We start from the raw sequence: 17,386 nt of genomic DNA, 5'->3' as shown, positions 1-17,386 counted from the left end.
GAAAATGTAAAAGATTGAATGCAGTTTTGGCTGTGTTGATGAATATATAAGTTAAACAAAATTGAAATAAAACTAGTGGTTGACTAGTTAGAGAAAGGATTTTGTATCAAATGATTACAGCTTTAATTATTGCCGGTGGGGTCGGTAAACGAATGGGGCAGGAGATTCCTAAACAATTTATTATGGTAGAGGAAAAACCGATAATTATCTACACATTGGAATCTTTTCAAAAGCATCCACTCATTGATCGAATCTTAGTTGTGTGTAAAAAAGGTTGGGAACAAACACTAGATGCCTATGCAAAAGAGTACCATATTGACAAATTACAATGGATTATTCCAGGAGGAAATTCTGGTCAAGAATCAATTAACAATGGGGTTAATTTCTTAAAAGAACATTCAAACCCAGAAGATACTATCGTTATCCATGACGGAATTCGCCCATTAGTTGATGAATTAGTTTTATCTGATGTAATTGTTAAGTGTCAAGAATACGGAAATGCAGTGACTTCGTTGCCATATAATGAACAAATTTTTGTAAAAGAAACTGAGGAAACAACTCGACAATATATTAATCGTGAAACATTACGTCGCGTGTCAACACCACAAGCCTATAAATTTGAAAAATTAACTTGGGCTTACGAAAAAGCATTCCGTGAGAATATTGGTATTTCTGAATCGTCATACACAAATACTATGATGGTGGATTTAGGCGAAACATTGTATTTTGCTTTAGGCTCAGATAAAAACATTAAGTTAACCACACAAGATGACTTACAGTTATTTAAAGGCTTCTTGAAAATGAAAGAAGAGTAGTGGAGGGATACCATGTTATTTACAGACGATAATTATTTATCAGACGTTGAACGAGTTTTAGAGAAGACACCAGATTGGACGAAAGTAACTAATAAATCTGTTTTTATAACTGGTGCTTCAGGCATGATTGGGACCTTTTTAATTGATGTGCTTATGTACCAAAATAAAACGAGAAATGCGAATATTTCGATCTGGGCGATGGGACGAACATTGTCGCGTTTAGAAGAGCGATTTACTAGTTATCTAGAAGATCCGTTATTCCATATAGTTATCGGAGATGTCACAGAAGAAATTCAGATAGCAGAAGCTTGTGACTATGTGTTGCATTGTGCTAGTAATACACATCCTAAATCATATGCCAGTGATCCAATTGGAACGATTATGACCAATATTGCTGGTACGCAGCATATTTTAGATTATGCGGTTAAAGCGAATAGTGAAAAAGTGTTATTTTTATCAACTGTTGAAATCTATGGAGAAAATCGTGGAGATCTTGATAAATTTACAGAAGACTATTGCGGTTATATTGACTGTAACACGCTACGGGCCGGTTATCCTGAAGGGAAACGAGCAAGTGAATCATTATGTCAAGCCTATATTCAAAAATATGGTATTGATGTTGTTATTCCAAGAATTAGTCGTACGTTTGGACCTACGATGTTACTTTCGGATAGTAAAGCTTCTTCTCAATTTATTATGAATGCAGTCCATAAAGAAAACATTGTGCTAAAAAGTGCAGGGACCCAACTATACTCTTATGCATACGTTGCAGATATTGTATCTGCTCTTCTGTTCTTATTAGTTAAAGGGCAAAAAGGGGAAGCTTACAATGTTTCAAACGAACATTGCGATATTACGTTACGTACTTTTGCGGAAACATTAGCCAATGTGGCTGGAACAAAAGTGATTCATGGAGAAGCCACCGCCCAAGAAAAACAAGGGTTTTCTAAAGCAACAAAAGCACTACTAGACAATCAAAAAATCTACGCATTAGGTTGGCGGCCACTGTACGACAGTATGGAAGAACCATTAAAACATACAATTAAAATTTTAGAAGGTAGCGGAAATTGATATGCCCAAAATTAGTATTATTGTTCCTGTATACAATGTAGAAAAATATTTAGAAAAATGCGTACGCTCTATTTTAGCTCAAACGTTTACTGACTTTGAATTAATTCTGGTGGACGATGGCTCTCCAGACAGTTCTGGAGCAATGTGTGATCAGTTTGCTGAACAAGATCAACGGGTAAAAGTTATCCATAAAGAAAATGGTGGGCTAAGCGATGCTCGCAATGCTGGAATTGAGATAGCGACAGGTGAGTATTTAGGTTTCGTAGATAGTGATGATTACATTGCGGATGATATGTATGAATTATTATATACAAATATCGTAAAAGAAGATGCCGATTTATCAATCTGTGGTATTTATGATGTCTATGAGGGGAAAGAGCCTGTAAAAAAACAACAGCAATATATAGTACTAGATAAAGTAGCAGCAATGAAAATGATTTTAGAAGCTAAAGTTGTATCTGTTCATGCCGTGAATAAGTTATATAAAAAAGAAATTTTTGAAGATATCCGATACCCTGTAGGCATGATTACAGAAGACGGTGCAGTTATTTTATCTATCCTAGAGCATACAGAGAAAATTGTGATTGATACGCAACAAAAATATTATTATTTTCACCGTGCCAATAGTATTTCAACCAATCTTTTTTCTCAGAAAGATTTAGATACAATCAATGTTTGGAAAGAAAATGAAAAATATATCTTAGGCCGGTATCCTGAATTATCTGATGTTGTTCATACACGTGTGTGTTGGGCAAATTTCATTGTTTTAGATAAAATGGTTACTAGTCAGTTAACGGAAGAAGAAGAAATAATTCAAAAAGAGATTATTTCTTTTTTGAGGAAGAATTTTCTGTTCATTATGAAAAATAAATATTTTACTAAGGCTAGAAAGATAGCCATGTGTGCTCTACAATTTAGTAAGTGTGCGTATTCTTGTTTCCCTAAATTACAAGAAGCAAATAATAAAAAGAATAGCTAAAATTTAAAAAGTTGTTAGGAGAATATTATGAAAAAAAAGCTTAAACTGGATATATATACAATTACTCAAACCATCTGTATAATTGTATCGATTATTCTTTTTTTCTATGGTAAAGCTAAGATGTTGTATAATTGGCAACTATTTGGTGTAATGTTTTTTTGGACAGGCAATTTGGTTTATTCATTTAAAAATTTCGGACAAAAATCAGTTTTTTTCTTTTTTAATATTACTATTTTTGTCTTCTTATTAAGTCGTCCATTTATTAGTTTCTTTCGCAATAGAATTTGGTGGCATTGGGGGTATGCAGGATCAAATTTTGCGATGAATGTTCTGTATCTAACTTTAATTGGCATTTTAATAGGTGCGATGTTATTTCAAAGGTTTGGACTTAAAGATTTTGATTCTAAGCTGGAAAAACAAAAGTATCCTACTTATCGAATATATTTAATGAAATTTAGTTTAGTCTTTTATTTCATAACATTGATTGTAAGTGTTTATGGTGATCTGGAAAAACTAATGTTTGTACGTAGTACGTCATATGAAGAGTTCTATGCATCTTTTTCTTCGAACTTGCCAACATATGTGCAAGTATTAGGTTTAATGATGCCTTATGTTGTGTGCATTTATTTAGCTTGTATGCCCAAAAAAGGCATTAGTTACGTGGTACTAGGAAGTTATGTGATAAGCTCTTTTCCAACTTTTTTTATGGGACAGCGAGGCCCGTTAATTTTAAAAATTATCTTTGCGTTACTTTATTTTATTATTAGAGACTATTTACAAGATTCTCAAAAATGGATAAGTAAATTTGAAAAAATTGTAATTATTCTAGCGACACCTTTAATGATTGTATTGATGGGAGCATTTAACTACATTAGAGCGAATTCTTCAATTGAAACAAACGGATTTTTTTCATTAATTGTTGATTTTTTCTTCAAACAAGGAACCTCTTTTGATACAATTATATTCGGGCATGATTTTTTGGACAAACTACCATTTGTCGATGTAAAAAATTATACATTTGGAAGTTTTATTGATTCTTTTAAGTATGGATTTATTGGTCAAAAGCTATTCAATGGTATCGGATTGCCTAGCACTAATAGTCCGGAAAAAGGCATGATTAGTAATAGTTTGGCACATAATTTGGCATATGTTTATCGTAAAGATGAGTATTTAGCTGGAAATGGAAATGGTTCTTCTTATCTATTAGAAATATTTGCAGATTACGGATATTTAGGGGTTTTTATAGCTAGTATTTTATTAGGAATTATTTTGATTTTTCTTGTAGTAAGTTTTAAAAGAAACAATTTACTTTTATCTACGATTGCATTGATTTGTATTTCTAATATTTTGTTTATTCCACGTAGTGATGCTACTAGCTGGTTACAATTTATTATGAAACCAACATTTATTGCACCGATGGTTATATGCTTTGGCAGTTCATTTTTACTTGCTAAGTTAGATAGGTTAAGGAAGGTAAGTCGTAAATGAAAAAAATAATTGGGACAATTCTAACAGTTATTACAGTAAGTATTTTATTGAGTGGATGTAGTAAAGCAAAATATCCAATTATTCATTTCACTCAAAAGGAATTTGTAGCAGATGGCAACGGTGTAGTAGAGATCAAAGGGCAATTTTTGAATGGTGAACCAGGTACTTTAGAAGCTAACATAAACAGGAAAGCAGGCAAAGTTAAAGTCGATAAAGATCAGAATTTTCATATTCGATACCAAATGGATTCCATCAAAGATACAGATTTTTATTTAGGCATTAAGGATGAAAAGAATCGTATTGCTGTGGGGACAACTAAAATTGATTCTTCTGAAGTAGAAGCTGTCCGAGACGATTTTGAAGTTATAAGAACAAGTGATATCATTAGTTATTTTAATAAATATGATATAAAATTTTTAGACTATAATGAGAACAACGTTGCAGAGCTATCTGGTTTAACTAGTTCTGTAGTTTTTAATGTAGGAACAAGAATGGATGGGACTTCAATAAAAGAAGGAGTTTATTTATTTGAAGACCCAGAGTCTTGGAATAAGGCTAATTTATCGATTTTAGATTGGTGGAATAAAAAAGTATCCAATTCATTAAATAAAAATTATAATGATTTAGATAAAGATTCATCTGTAAATTTTTTATACGGACCTAATTTTATCGATTCAGCGGAAGAAAAAATGATTAAACAAATTGATTTTTTTGATAATAATCGTTTTTTATGGACGTATAGAGATAAAGAAAAATTTTTAATATTAGTTTCGGATCCAGAATTAACAAGTATTGAACGCGGCAAGAGTATGCTTGCCATTCAAAGCTTATTAATAGATAAAACTTTTAGTTTAGACAAGGATGAAGAAGATTCAGAAAGAGGATAATTTAGCAAAAATCTATTGAATTTTGTACACATTATTATCATGTTTAAAATCTAAGAAATTATTTAAAATAAAAAGACACTCCTGTGACACAAACGAATATAGGGGTGTTTTTTTGCTCTTTGTTAATAAGGGTTGATGAGTTGTAAAAATGAGCCTGGGACAAAAATCCAAAGTGATTTTTGTCCCAGGCTTAAAAATTGATAAAGAGCGGGAGCAGAAGCAATTCTTTCGGAAATAAGCCGAAATTCTCCAAAAATTAAAGAACAATTTTCGAAAATTCCTTCTTATTTCTCGCAGTTAAACACTTCTGTCCCGACCTCTTGCTACGATTCTACAATATTTATTTATTAACATTTAATAAAAAGCTTTTTTTCATCATATAATAAATAAAACGTATTAATGCCTTTTTTTGAGCTTAGTGATAAGGCTGTTAAAAATACTTATTACAAATTTAAATTCAGCTGTGCGATAAAATAAAATAACGAAGACTATTGCTCCAATAACAATTCCAGCTAAAGATCTCAATATAATACTTAAAAGAGTTGTAGCAGATATCAAACTAAATAATGGATAAGTAGCTAGAATACCTAATCCTAAGGCTATGCAATACTTTAAAGTGACAAACAAATACTTGCCAAATCTATCATGAATACCATATTTTAAGACTACATAAGGTTCATACCAAGAAACTGAGGTTAGAGAAGATAAGATAGTGGCTAAAATAACTCCAGCGATACCCATATCGAAAATTAATAAGAAAATTAAAGAAAATACGATGTTTAAAATGGACTCCACAACAGATTTCCATCTTTGAATCCAAGCTAAACCATATGCAGCTATGAATACTTGCGCAGAATTTCTAAAAACGCCAATAACAAAGTTTAAGATGATTAAAGTGAAAATGAAATTATCTAGTTGGTAAGAAGAGCCTACCCACCAAGATATGAATGGTTGTATAGATAAGAACATAACAATCGTTGCAAAATAAATCAGAATAAAATTTATAAAATAGTGTCTAAAAAATATTTCACGACCATTTTCTCTGTCATCTGAGACGGCTACGCTTCCAATGCTGGCTGTTATAGAATTAGTAAACTGGTTGAAAATACCTTTAATACTATTTACAATTAACACATAGTTGGAGTAACGCCCTACTGCAGCTAAATTAACAAATATGGAAATTAAGATATTATCTGTACTCAAAACAACGACAGAACCAATTTTATTAGAAAGATTTCCAATGGTATTTTGTTTTAAAATCTTAATAGTTTCTCTATCCAATTTTTTTATTTCTTGATATTGAAATACGTGTTTGTATCTTTTTTTTACTCGCAGAGAAATATCAATGTTTGAAATTACTGTACAAATAATTTGAATAAGTAAATAAAGTGCGTAATTGCCCGTTGTGTATAATACGAACACCTGAATAACTGTAGCGACAACTAAATAAGCAAACGTGTTAATCACATTGAGGTATCCAAGCTGATCTGCATTAAGCAATGAGCGATTATAAGTAAAGAAATAGCTGAAAACAGAGTTGGCTAAAAATAATAAATATAAAAGCTGAATATTCGGGATACCTACATCTTTACCGACTATCACAGGTAAAAAAGGAATGAGTAAACAACCTATGATACCTATTGCTATACCGATTATATTGTATATTTTTTTATATAGATGCATTAAAGCTTTAATTGTTGCAGTATCCTCTTGTTGCAATGGTTTGTATAATGAGAAAATGATTGAGGTTCCAACACCTAATTCGGCTAATGACAACATACTAAGTATATTTGTAAATAAGCCGTTTAGTCCTAAGTATTCAATTCCTAAAAAGCGAATGAATATCGTTCTAGAAATAAACTGAATTCCTATGGTCAAAATAAATATTATTGTTGAGATGCTAGAATTAATAATAGAATATTCTAAACGTGATTTTTTTTGCATAATGTTCTGTTCTCCTTATTAAAATGGTTCTACTAAGATAAATAAAAACTTTATTCAGTTGCAATCATAACTTAATGAAGAAAGAATATCAATTCTCTAAGAGATTTTTTCGTAATATATTAATAATTGTTATTCGTTAAGGAACGATGTTTTATGGTTAAAAATATGATAAAATACAATAAATTAATCATTTTAGAAAGTAGGGACAAAAGTGGAATCATTCCTAATCACAGGCGGTGCCGGCTTTATCGGCTCAACCTTAGCAAATTATTATAGTAAAGACAATCAAGTTGTGGTCATTGATGATTTATCAATGGGCCAAACTGAAAATTTAAACACATCTGAAAATATCACGTTCATTGAAGGTAGCGTGATTGATCAACAATTAATGGAAAAAGTACTGCAAGAGTATCAGTTCGATTACATTTTTCACTTAGCAGCGATTGCTAGTGTAGCAGATTCAGTAGCACGTCCAGTGGAAACACACCAAGTGAATTTTGAGAGTGTGTTACAATTACTGGAATTAATTCGGAAATACCAGAAAGATTTAAAACGTTTGGTGTTTGCTTCTTCTGCAGCGGTTTATGGTGATGAGCCAACTTTACCAAAACAGGAAGAATCAGTAATTCGTCCATTAACGCCTTATGCAGTGGATAAATTTGCTTCTGAAAAATATGTTTTAAACTATTGTCATTTATATGATGTTCCAACAAGCGCTGTTCGCTTCTTTAACGTTTATGGGCCAAACCAAAATCCTAATTCGCCTTATTCTGGCGTTATTTCGATTGTGATGGACTCTTACAAACGCTTATTAGCCAATCAAGAAGTGACATTCAATATCTTTGGCGATGGAAAACAATCCCGTGATTTTGTCTTTGTTGAGGACGTGGTTCAAGCGTTGAATCTTGTCGCTCATTCTGACCAATCACTTGGGGAAGTGTATAATGTCGGAACAGGGAAAGCAACCGATTTAAATGAGTTAATTTCTTCTTTAAATGATATTATGAAAGTCACTTTGCCAGTTGAATACAAAGAAGCGCGAGCTGGGGACATCAAAGATTCCTTAGCGGATATATCTAAATTACGTGCCATTGGTTATGAACCGAAATATAGTATTCAGTCCGGTTTGGACAAATATGTTAAGTATGAACTAAAAGATTAAGAGAATAAAAAGACGGATTTGAGACTAAATTGTTTATAAGACTTAGAGAGTGGGACATCATCAGTCGCTTTGATTGATGTCTTGCTCTTTCTTTTCTTTTTCCTATATTTGAACCCACCTCACTCCAATGGTACAATAAACAAGATTGGAGTGAGAGCATGACAGATATTATTGCACATCGAGGAAGTAAGGGCACCCATCCTGAAAATACGTGTATTGCTTTCAGAGAGGCTGTTCGTGTTGGTGCTGAAGGAATTGAATTAGATGTTCACCTTTCTAAAGATGGTTATTTAATCGTTATGCACGATGAAACGGTGGATCGTACGACAGATGGTCATGGTGAAATCCAACAGTTAACATTAAACGAATTAAAACAACTAGATGCTGGAAGCTGGTTTCAGAAAAATCCTTCTGTTCAATGTGTTCCAACATTGGAAGATGTTTTAAATTGTCTTGTAGAAGAACAATTCAATGGTTTTTTGAATATTGAACTTAAAACGGACATTATCCATTATGAAGGAATTGAGAAAAAAGTCGTCCAACAAATGAAGCAAAAAAACTGGCCGTTTCGTTATTTATATTCTAGTTTTTATTTTCCGAGTTTAGTTAAATTAAAAAAAGCTGATCCTAAGACAGAAATTGCCTTTATTTATGAATTTGCAGAGGATTTAAGTCAAGCGGGACCGGCATTCGCGCTTGTCGATAGTTTACATCCAAAAATGTCTTGGGTGTTGGCTCATGAAAAAGAACTTATCACAATTGGGAAACCGCTGCGGCCGTGGACTGTTAATCGGATGGAAGAAATGGAAAATTGTTTTCAGCTAAAATTGGCGGGTGTTCATACGGATTTTCCTGAAGAAGCAAAATTTGCTCGTCAAAATTGGCAAGAAGAAGGAGAAACATAATTGGAGAAAGTATTAGTTATTGTAGGACCCACCGCGGTGGGGAAAACAGCATTAAGTATTGCTTTAGCAAAAAAATTTAATGGTGAAATTATTAGCGGTGACTCCATGCAAGTTTATCGCTCGTTAGACATTGGCACCGCTAAAGTCACAGAAACAGAAAAAGAAGGAATTCCTCACTATTTAATTGATTGCCGTGAAGTCAGCGAAACATATTCTGCCGCTGATTTTCAGAAAGAGGGTCGTCAAAAAATCAAAGAAATTACTGAAAAAGGGAAACTACCAATTATCGTTGGAGGGACAGGGTTGTATATTCAATCACTCCTTTATGATTTTCAACTAGGAAGTCGTGAGATAGATGACTCGCCTGAAATTAGAGAAACGTACAATTTATTTGCGGAAGAAAAAGGGAATCAAGCCTTATGGCAGTTATTACAACAAAAAGATCCTCTAGCGGCTAACAGCATTCATTTTAATAATCGCAAAAAAGTGATTCGTGCGTTAGAGGTCTTTGACAAAACCGGTTATAGTATTTTGACCCCAAAGGAAAAACCAGCTCGTCTCTATGATTATTATTTGTTAGGTTTGGAAACAGATCGCGCTTTATTATATGAACGTATTAATCAGCGGGTGGATCAAATGATGACAGAAGGGCTGTTGGAAGAAGCAAAACAGATGTTTCAGCAACCACATGCACAAGCAGCTCAAGGTATTGGCTATAAAGAATTTTTCCCGTATTTTTCCGGTGAACAATCATTAGAGATGGCGGTTGAAACAGTCAAACAGCAATCGCGGCGATATGCCAAACGTCAATTGACTTGGTTTAGAAATCGAATGGCTGCGCATTGGTGGGATTTGGTTCAGCAGCCAACAGATTTGCCCAAGTTGGAAAAAGAAGTAGCGGAATGGCTACAACAGAAGGAGAGTGAGTAGGCGATGACCACTCATGAAAAAGTTATTTTAGTAGGAGTTGAGACGGAAAAAAATTATCAGACATTTTCTGCATCAATGGAAGAACTGGCGAATTTAACGGAAACCGCTAATGGAGAAGTGGTGTTTGTTTTAACACAAAAACGACCACAAGTCGATCGACAAACCGTAATTGGTAAGGGGAAATTGGAAGAATTAATTCAATTAACAGATGCCTATGAAGCGGATCTTGTGATTTTTAATCATGAGCTCACACCGCGTCAAAATCAACTGTTATCTGAAGCGTTAGCTGTGCGAGTAATTGATCGTGTACAATTAATTTTGGATATCTTTGCTTTGCGTGCGCGCTCCAAAGAAGGAAAGTTACAAGTTGAATTAGCACAATTGGATTATTTATTGCCTCGCTTGGCTGGGCAAGGAAAACAGTTGTCCCGACTTGGAGGAGGTATTGGGACACGCGGGCCTGGTGAAACGAAATTAGAGTCGGACCGCCGACACATTCGGAATAAAATCTTAGGCATCCGTCGTGAGTTAAAAGAAGTCACTGCTCATCGTGAACGAAGCCGTCAGAAAAGACAAAATTCAGAACTATTTCAAATTGGCTTGATTGGTTATACCAATGCTGGCAAATCAACCATTCTCAACATGTTGACAACAGCAGGAACTTATTCAGAGGATCAATTGTTTGCAACGTTAGATCCTTTAACCAAAAAATGGCAATTGCCTCAAGGAATGGAAGTTACGCTGACCGATACGGTTGGCTTCATTCAAGATTTACCAACACAACTGATTGAAGCCTTTCAGTCGACATTGGAAGAAAGTCGGACGATGGATTTACTGCTCCATGTGGTGGATGCAAGTGCGCCAGATCGTTTACAACATGAACGCACAGTTCAAACATTGATGAAAGAATTAGCGTTGGAAAATATTTCATGCTTGACGGTTTATAATAAAAGAGATCAAGTGGACAGCAAAGAATTTGTCCCAACCTTATTTCCCAATGTATTGATCTCAACTAAAATTTCTGAAGATAAAGAACGACTGGTTCAAGCTATCCGTGCCCAAATGATGGAATTACTCGAGCCTTATCAATTAGAAATTAGCCCAACTGACGGACAACTATTAAGTGAACTTCGCCGGATGACACTAATGGTTTCAGAAGAATATGCTGAAAATGAAAATCGGTATATCGTGAAAGGCTTTGCGAAAAAAGAGTCTAAATGGTTGGCTGAATCCGAAAAAGAATAAAAAATGGTAAGTTGATTAGAAATGATTTGTAAAAACAAATCATTTCTATTTTTTTGGTTAGCAGGAGAAAATCAGCCATGAAAAGATGGGAAAGTCCATATTTATCAGGTTTTTTGTTTTATGTTAGAAAATCTAACATAAGTTCTTGACAATTTGTCATTCTATTGTTATTCTAAGAAATAACTAAGAGAGGAGGATGGAGATGAGAGAAAAAGAGTTACGCCGTTCCATGTCGGTTTTTCCGATTGGTACAGTTATGAAACTAACGGATTTGACCGCTCGACAAATTCGCTACTATGAAGAACAGGGATTGATTCATCCAGAACGTAGTGAGGGCAACCGACGCATGTATTCTTTAAATGATATTGATGTTTTGTTAGAAATTAAAGATTATTTATCTGATGGATTGAACATGGCAGGGATTAAGCGTGTGTATGAAATGAAATTAGAGGAACAAAAAAACACCGCCGAGGCGACTCGTCCGTTAACCGATGCAGATGTTCGTCAGATTTTATACGACGAAATCCTTTCGCAAGGAGGACTTACTCAGCAAAATCCGTTCCAATCGAATGTACCAAGGCTTTAACGTTTCAGCAGCCAATAAAAATGAAGGATGGGGATCAGACCGATGACAAGAAAAGCCAAAACGGCAGAAGAGATTAAACATATTGCAGAAGAAGAAAACGTACGTTTTTTACGACTAATGTTTACCGACATTATGGGAACAATTAAAAATGTTGAAGTTCCTGTGAGTCAGCTAGATAAAGTATTAGATAATAAAATGATGTTTGATGGGTCATCCATTGAAGGATTCGTTCGTATCGAAGAAAGTGACATGTATTTATACCCTGATCTATCTACATGGATGATTTTTCCGTGGGAAAGCGACCATGGAAAAGTTGCGCGCTTAATTTGTGATATTTACAATCCTGATGGTACCCCTTTTGCCGGAGATCCCCGCGGTAATTTAAAACGTGCCTTAGCAGATATGAAAGAATTAGGCTTTACTTCTTTTAACTTAGGACCAGAACCAGAATTTTTCCTATTTAAATTAGATGAGAATGGTGAAATTACCACTGACTTGAATGATAAAGGTGGCTATTTTGATTTTGCGCCAACCGATTTAGGTGAAAATTGTCGCCGTGATATTGTTTTAGAGTTAGAAAGTTTAGGCTTTGAAGTGGAAGCTTCACATCATGAAGTAGCACCTGGTCAACATGAAATTGACTTTAAATATGCTGATGTAGTTGATGCTTGTGACAATATTCAAACGTTCAAATTAGTTGTGAAAACTATTGCGCGTAAACATGGCTTGCATGCAACATTTATGCCAAAACCTTTGTTTGGAATTAATGGTTCTGGTATGCACTGCAATATGTCATTATTTAATGAAGAAGGTAATGTTTTTTATGACGAGTCAGGAGAGATGGGCTTAAGCCAAACTGCGTATCATTTCTTAGGTGGTTTATTAAAACATGCCCGTGCCTATACTGCGGTATGTAACCCAACAGTGAACTCTTATAAACGCTTGGTACCAGGTTATGAAGCACCTGTTTATGTAGCTTGGAGCGGCAGAAATCGTTCACCACTCATTCGAGTTCCTGAATCTCGTGGTTTATCGACTCGTTTAGAATTACGTTCTGTCGATCCTTCAGCGAATCCGTATTTAACAATGGCTGTCTTATTACAAGCAGGTTTGGATGGTATTCGTAATGAACTTACGCCACCGCCAGCAGTTGATCGTAACATTTATGTGATGAATGAGGAAGAACGTCAACATGCACAAATTGAAGATTTGCCATCAACCTTACACAATGCCATCAAAGAATTACGTAAAGATCAAGTAATGATTGATGCATTAGGTCGTCATATTTTTGCCAATTTTGTAGAAGCGAAACGAATGGAATGGGCAGCCTTCCGTCAAACCGTTTCTGAATGGGAAAGAGAACAATATTTGGAGTTGTACTAAAAGCTGTTACTTTTAATAATCTTAATGTTTAGAAAGAGGGAGATAAGTCGAAACGCTTATCTCCCTCTTTCATTTTTTAGTTTGTGAACGAATAGATAATTTCTATTTCACAAAATAAAGTAATTTTAATTCAGTGAAATAGTTTGTTTATAGGGGGGAAGGGGGTTTTTCTCAATTTCTCTTTTATTTTTAAGCAAAAAAATTGACAAAATCTTTCATAATTTGTGAAATTCCGCTATAATAAACAAGGATATGCGTGCAACTATTCTATTTTTTAGATATAAAGGATGAGAAAAACATGCGGAAAATGAAAACAATGGATGGGAATGCAGCAGCAGCTTATATTTCCTACGCCTTTACAGAATTAGCAGCCATTTATCCAATAACACCAAGTTCAACAATGGCTGAGCTTGTTGATCAGTGGTCGGCCGAAGGTAAGAAAAATATCTTTGGTCAACCTGTGAAAGTAGTCGAAATGCAATCGGAAGCTGGTGCTGCCGGCGTGGTCCATGGCTCTTTAAAAACAGGCGCGCTTACCACGACCTATACGGCTTCACAAGGGTTACTTTTAATGATTCCTAATATGTACAAAATAGCTGGAGAACTATTACCATCTGTTTTTCATGTGGCGAGCCGAGCTTTAACTACGAATGCTTTAAATATTTTTGGTGATCAAGGAGACGTAATGGCCGCACGCCAAACAGGCTTTGCTATGTTGTCAGAAAGCAGTGTGCAAGAAGTGATGGATTTGGCGCCAGTGGCTCACTTGGCTTCGATTGAAGCGAGTGTTCCATTTATGAACTTTTTTGATGGATTTAGAACAAGTCATGAAATTCAAAAAGTGGCAGTTCTTGACTATGAAGAATTAGCACCCTTAGTAAACCAAGAGAAATTAGCCGAATTTCGTCGTCGGAGCATGAACCCGAATCACCCTTCCGTTAGTGGAATGAACCAAAATCCAGATATTCACTTTCAACAACGAGAAACAATAAATCCTTATTATGAAAAATTACCTGGTATTGTTCAAAAATATATGACAGAAATTAACCGGTTACGGGGAACCAATTATGATTTGGTGACGTATTATGGCGCAGAAGATGCAGAAGAAGTGATTGTTACGATGGGTTCAGTTGCACAAACAATTGAACAGACGGTTGATTATTTACAAGAACAAGGAAGAAAAGTCGGCTTTCTTAATGTCCATCTTTATCGGCCATTTCCAGTTGAAACATTTCTTGAAAAAATACCACAATCAGTTAAAGCAATTGCTGTCTTGGATCGGACGAAAGAGCCCGGTGCTGGTGGCGAACCGTTATTATTGGATGTCCAAAGTGCGATGTATGAAGCGGACATTCGCCCAACAATTATTGGTGGGCGCTATGGTTTAGGTTCTAAAGATGTGCTGCCAAATCAAATTGTTGCGGTTTTTGATGAATTAATGAAAGAACGTTCTGCCATGAAGAAGCGTTTTACAATTGGGATTGATGATGATTTAACTTATACTTCATTAGAAGTTGGCAAACCACTTGATTTGACGAATCCGAAAACCTATCAAGCTAAATTTTGGGGCTTTGGTTCTGATGGGACAGTAGGGGCGAACAAGTCAGCAATTAAGATTATCGGTGATCATACAGACAAGTATGCACAAGGCTTTTTCTATTATGATTCAAAAAAATCAGGCGGGTTGACCGTTTCTCATTTACGTTTTGGCGAGACACCCATTCGTTCAACGTACCTCATTGAACATTCTGATTTTGTGGCTTGTCATACAGCCGCTTATTTGCATACCTATGATTTAGTAAAAGGGTTAAAAAAAGGCGGGACTTTCCTCTTAAATACCATTTGGAATGATGAACAACTAGCACGATTTTTACCCAATCAATTAAAACGGTATCTAGCTGAAAATGAGATTCAGTTTTATACAATCAATGCAGTGAAATTAGCTAGTGAAGTCGGACTAGGCGGGCGAATTAATACCGCGATGGAAACAGCTTTCTTCAAATTAGCGGAAATTATGCCTTTTGAGCAAGTGTTGCCAATTTTAAAAGACGAAGCATTGAAAAGTTATGGTCATAAGTCCATGAAAGTTGTCGAAAAAAATATTCAAGCAATCGATAAGACCGTTGAATTGTTGCATCAGGTACCTGTTCCAGCAGAGTGGAGAACGCTTGAAGTTCAACCGCGAAAACGTTCAGAAAATGTTAGTGATTTTGTTCATGAAATTGTTGAACCGATTAATCGTCAAGAAGGGAATGCGTTATCTGTTGCGACACTAGCGAAAAATGGGATGACAGATGGGCGGATGCCTTTGGGAACTGCGGCAGTTGAAAAACGTGGAGTTGCATTAGAAGTACCTGAGTGGATTAGCGATCGGTGTACTATGTGTAATGAGTGTGCCTTTGTATGTCCTCATGCGGCGATACGACCATTCTTAGCCGATGAAGAAGAAATGACTGAAGCGCCAGAAGGATTCATTGTGCGTGATCTACGTGGTGCCGACGGCTTGAAGTATCGTATCCAAGTCTCAGTCAAAGATTGTACTGGCTGTGGTCTTTGTGTTGAAGCCTGTCCAGCTAAAGGCAAAGCTTTAGTAATGAAACCTTATGAAGAAGAAAAAGAGCAGGCTATGAATTGGGCGTTTGCTATGACGTTACGTCAAAAGGAAAACCCAGCAAAACCGAATACTGTTTTAGGTTCGCAATTTAATAAACCTTTATTAGAGTTTTCTGGTGCTTGTTCTGGTTGCGGCGAAACGCCTTATGTTAAATTATTGACGCAAATGTTTGGTGACCGAATGCTGATTGCTAATGCAACAGGTTGCTCATCGATTTGGGGTGCTGCAGCGGGTGTGACACCTTACACTACTAATGAACAAGGACAAGGTCCAGCTTGGTCAAATTCTCTTTTAGAGGATAATGCCGAGTTTGGTTATGGCATGTTGTTAGCAACGCAAGCGCGTCGCGAACGTTTAGCTAGTAAAATGACCAAAGCTTTTTCTGTAGCCAGTGATTCTTTACGTTTATTGATGGAAGATTGGATAGCACATCTGTCCGAAAGTGAAGGTACGCAACAACGTGCAGCTAAATTACGTGCAGCTTTGCTTGAAGAAAAAACGAATCAACCTTTATTGGAAGCAATTTATGACGATCAAGATCTTTTTGTTAAACCAAGTCAGTGGATGATTGGTGGGGACGGCTGGGCTTACGATATTGGCTACGGCGGGATTGACCACGTGTTAGCTAGTGGCGCGGATGTAAATATGTTAGTTCTAGATAATGAAGTCTATTCCAATACAGGTGGCCAAACTTCCAAAGCAACTCCGGCATCAGCGATTGCGAAATTTGCTGCCAGTGGGAAATATGCCTCTAAAAAAGATTTAGGGATGATGGCAATGACTTATGAAAATGTCTATGTCGCTCAAATTGCCTCAGGTGCAAACCAAATGCAGACGATTAAAGCTTTTGAAGAAGCAGAAAAATTCCCTGGACCATCGATTATTATTGCTTATACACCATGTATTACACATGGTTTAGCAGGTGGGATGAGTCAAACGTTGAAAGAAGCGAAAGACGCAGTTCATTCAGGTTACTGGTCTTTATATCGCTATAATCCATTATTGCGAGAAAAAGGCAAAGAACCAATGACATTGGATTTCAAAAAACCAGATTTTTCATTAATGAAAGAGTTTATGCGCCAACAAGTTCGCTTTGCATCCTTAGAATCTAGTCAACCAGATACAGCGGAATTGTTATTTAATAAAACAATTAATGATGCTAAGAGACGGTTCTATAATTATGCTCGTTTAGCTGGTCAAGAAGAAAAAATTCGAGCAAAACTAGAAAAACAAAGTGAACCAGAAATAACTGCGCCAGAGAACGAGAAGCCGCGAGTGAAAAAAGAACGCGTAGTTGATCCGGAAGCGGAAGCAAGAAGGGCTGCCCGTCGCGCTGAACGAGCAGCCAAGAGAAAACAACGTGGGCAAGATTAAATA

The 17,386-nt window shown here is 35.6% G+C and carries 13 protein-coding genes; 12 read left to right on the top strand and 1 reads right to left on the bottom strand.

Annotation, left to right across the window (positions count from 1 at the left end):
- The first annotated feature begins 110 nt into the window (after positions 1-110).
- The 5 genes from IGJ24_RS08895 to IGJ24_RS08875 are packed head-to-tail and all read left to right on the top strand — an operon-like array spanning position 111 to position 5,240.
- Complete coding sequence (locus tag IGJ24_RS08895; protein ID WP_002378508.1) at positions 111-815, top strand: IspD/TarI family cytidylyltransferase; 705 nt, start codon at positions 111-113, stop codon at positions 813-815.
- Positions 816-827: 12 nt separating this feature from the next.
- Complete coding sequence (locus IGJ24_RS08890) at positions 828-1,886, top strand: NAD-dependent epimerase/dehydratase family protein (protein ID WP_002378507.1); 1,059 nt, start codon at positions 828-830, stop codon at positions 1,884-1,886.
- Position 1,887: 1 nt separating this feature from the next.
- Entirely contained in the window at positions 1,888-2,865 is a 978-nt protein-coding gene (locus tag IGJ24_RS08885; RefSeq protein WP_109537982.1) for a glycosyltransferase family 2 protein, read from the top strand.
- A 27-nt stretch (positions 2,866-2,892) separates the two neighbouring features.
- Positions 2,893-4,353 carry an O-antigen polysaccharide polymerase Wzy family protein gene (locus tag IGJ24_RS08880; RefSeq protein ID WP_109537981.1) on the top strand — a complete coding sequence of 487 codons (1,461 nt, stop codon included), beginning with the start codon at positions 2,893-2,895 and terminating at the stop codon, positions 4,351-4,353.
- Positions 4,350-5,240, top strand: coding sequence for a hypothetical protein (locus tag IGJ24_RS08875; RefSeq protein WP_129193845.1), 891 nt, complete (start codon positions 4,350-4,352; stop codon positions 5,238-5,240). Before IGJ24_RS08880 ends, IGJ24_RS08875 begins: the two co-directional genes overlap by 4 nt.
- Before the next feature lie 396 nt (positions 5,241-5,636).
- On the opposite strand, the gene IGJ24_RS08870 is transcribed toward IGJ24_RS08875, so the two are convergent.
- Positions 5,637-7,184: an oligosaccharide flippase family protein gene (locus tag IGJ24_RS08870; RefSeq protein ID WP_002411414.1), complete on the bottom strand. Its 1,548-nt coding sequence runs from the start codon at positions 7,182-7,184 to the stop codon at positions 5,637-5,639.
- A gap of 211 nt (positions 7,185-7,395) precedes the next feature.
- On the opposite strand from IGJ24_RS08870, the gene IGJ24_RS08865 reads away from it, so the two are divergent.
- From IGJ24_RS08865 to nifJ, 7 genes are all read left to right on the top strand, one after another.
- Positions 7,396-8,346 (top strand): GDP-mannose 4,6-dehydratase, encoded by a 951-nt coding sequence (locus IGJ24_RS08865; RefSeq protein ID WP_109537978.1) that lies wholly within the window; start codon positions 7,396-7,398, stop codon positions 8,344-8,346.
- A gap of 158 nt (positions 8,347-8,504) precedes the next feature.
- Entirely contained in the window at positions 8,505-9,251 is a 747-nt protein-coding gene (locus IGJ24_RS08860) for a glycerophosphodiester phosphodiesterase (protein ID WP_289865395.1), read from the top strand.
- Positions 9,252-10,181 (top strand): tRNA (adenosine(37)-N6)-dimethylallyltransferase MiaA, encoded by a 930-nt coding sequence (miaA, locus tag IGJ24_RS08855; RefSeq protein ID WP_002395447.1) that lies wholly within the window; start codon positions 9,252-9,254, stop codon positions 10,179-10,181.
- Between the two features lie 3 nt (positions 10,182-10,184).
- Positions 10,185-11,426, top strand: coding sequence for a GTPase HflX (hflX, locus tag IGJ24_RS08850; protein WP_002395449.1), 1,242 nt, complete (start codon positions 10,185-10,187; stop codon positions 11,424-11,426).
- A gap of 202 nt (positions 11,427-11,628) precedes the next feature.
- On the top strand, positions 11,629-12,012 hold the full coding sequence (locus tag IGJ24_RS08845; RefSeq protein WP_002388239.1) for a MerR family transcriptional regulator: 384 nt from the start codon (positions 11,629-11,631) through the stop codon (positions 12,010-12,012).
- A gap of 42 nt (positions 12,013-12,054) precedes the next feature.
- Entirely contained in the window at positions 12,055-13,395 is a 1,341-nt protein-coding gene (gene glnA / locus IGJ24_RS08840; protein ID WP_002356929.1) for a type I glutamate--ammonia ligase, read from the top strand.
- A 256-nt stretch (positions 13,396-13,651) separates the two neighbouring features.
- Positions 13,652-17,383: a pyruvate:ferredoxin (flavodoxin) oxidoreductase gene (gene nifJ, locus IGJ24_RS08835; RefSeq protein ID WP_270785645.1), complete on the top strand. Its 3,732-nt coding sequence runs from the start codon at positions 13,652-13,654 to the stop codon at positions 17,381-17,383.
- The last annotated feature ends 3 nt before the right edge of the window (positions 17,384-17,386 follow it).

The sequence above is a fragment of the Enterococcus sp. DIV0546 genome (assembly GCF_051712785.1).
Classification (GTDB): Bacteria; Bacillota; Bacilli; order Lactobacillales; family Enterococcaceae; genus Enterococcus; species Enterococcus faecalis.
The sequence above is the reverse complement of the archived record's forward strand: the minus strand, read 5'-3'. Positions and strand labels throughout refer to the sequence as shown.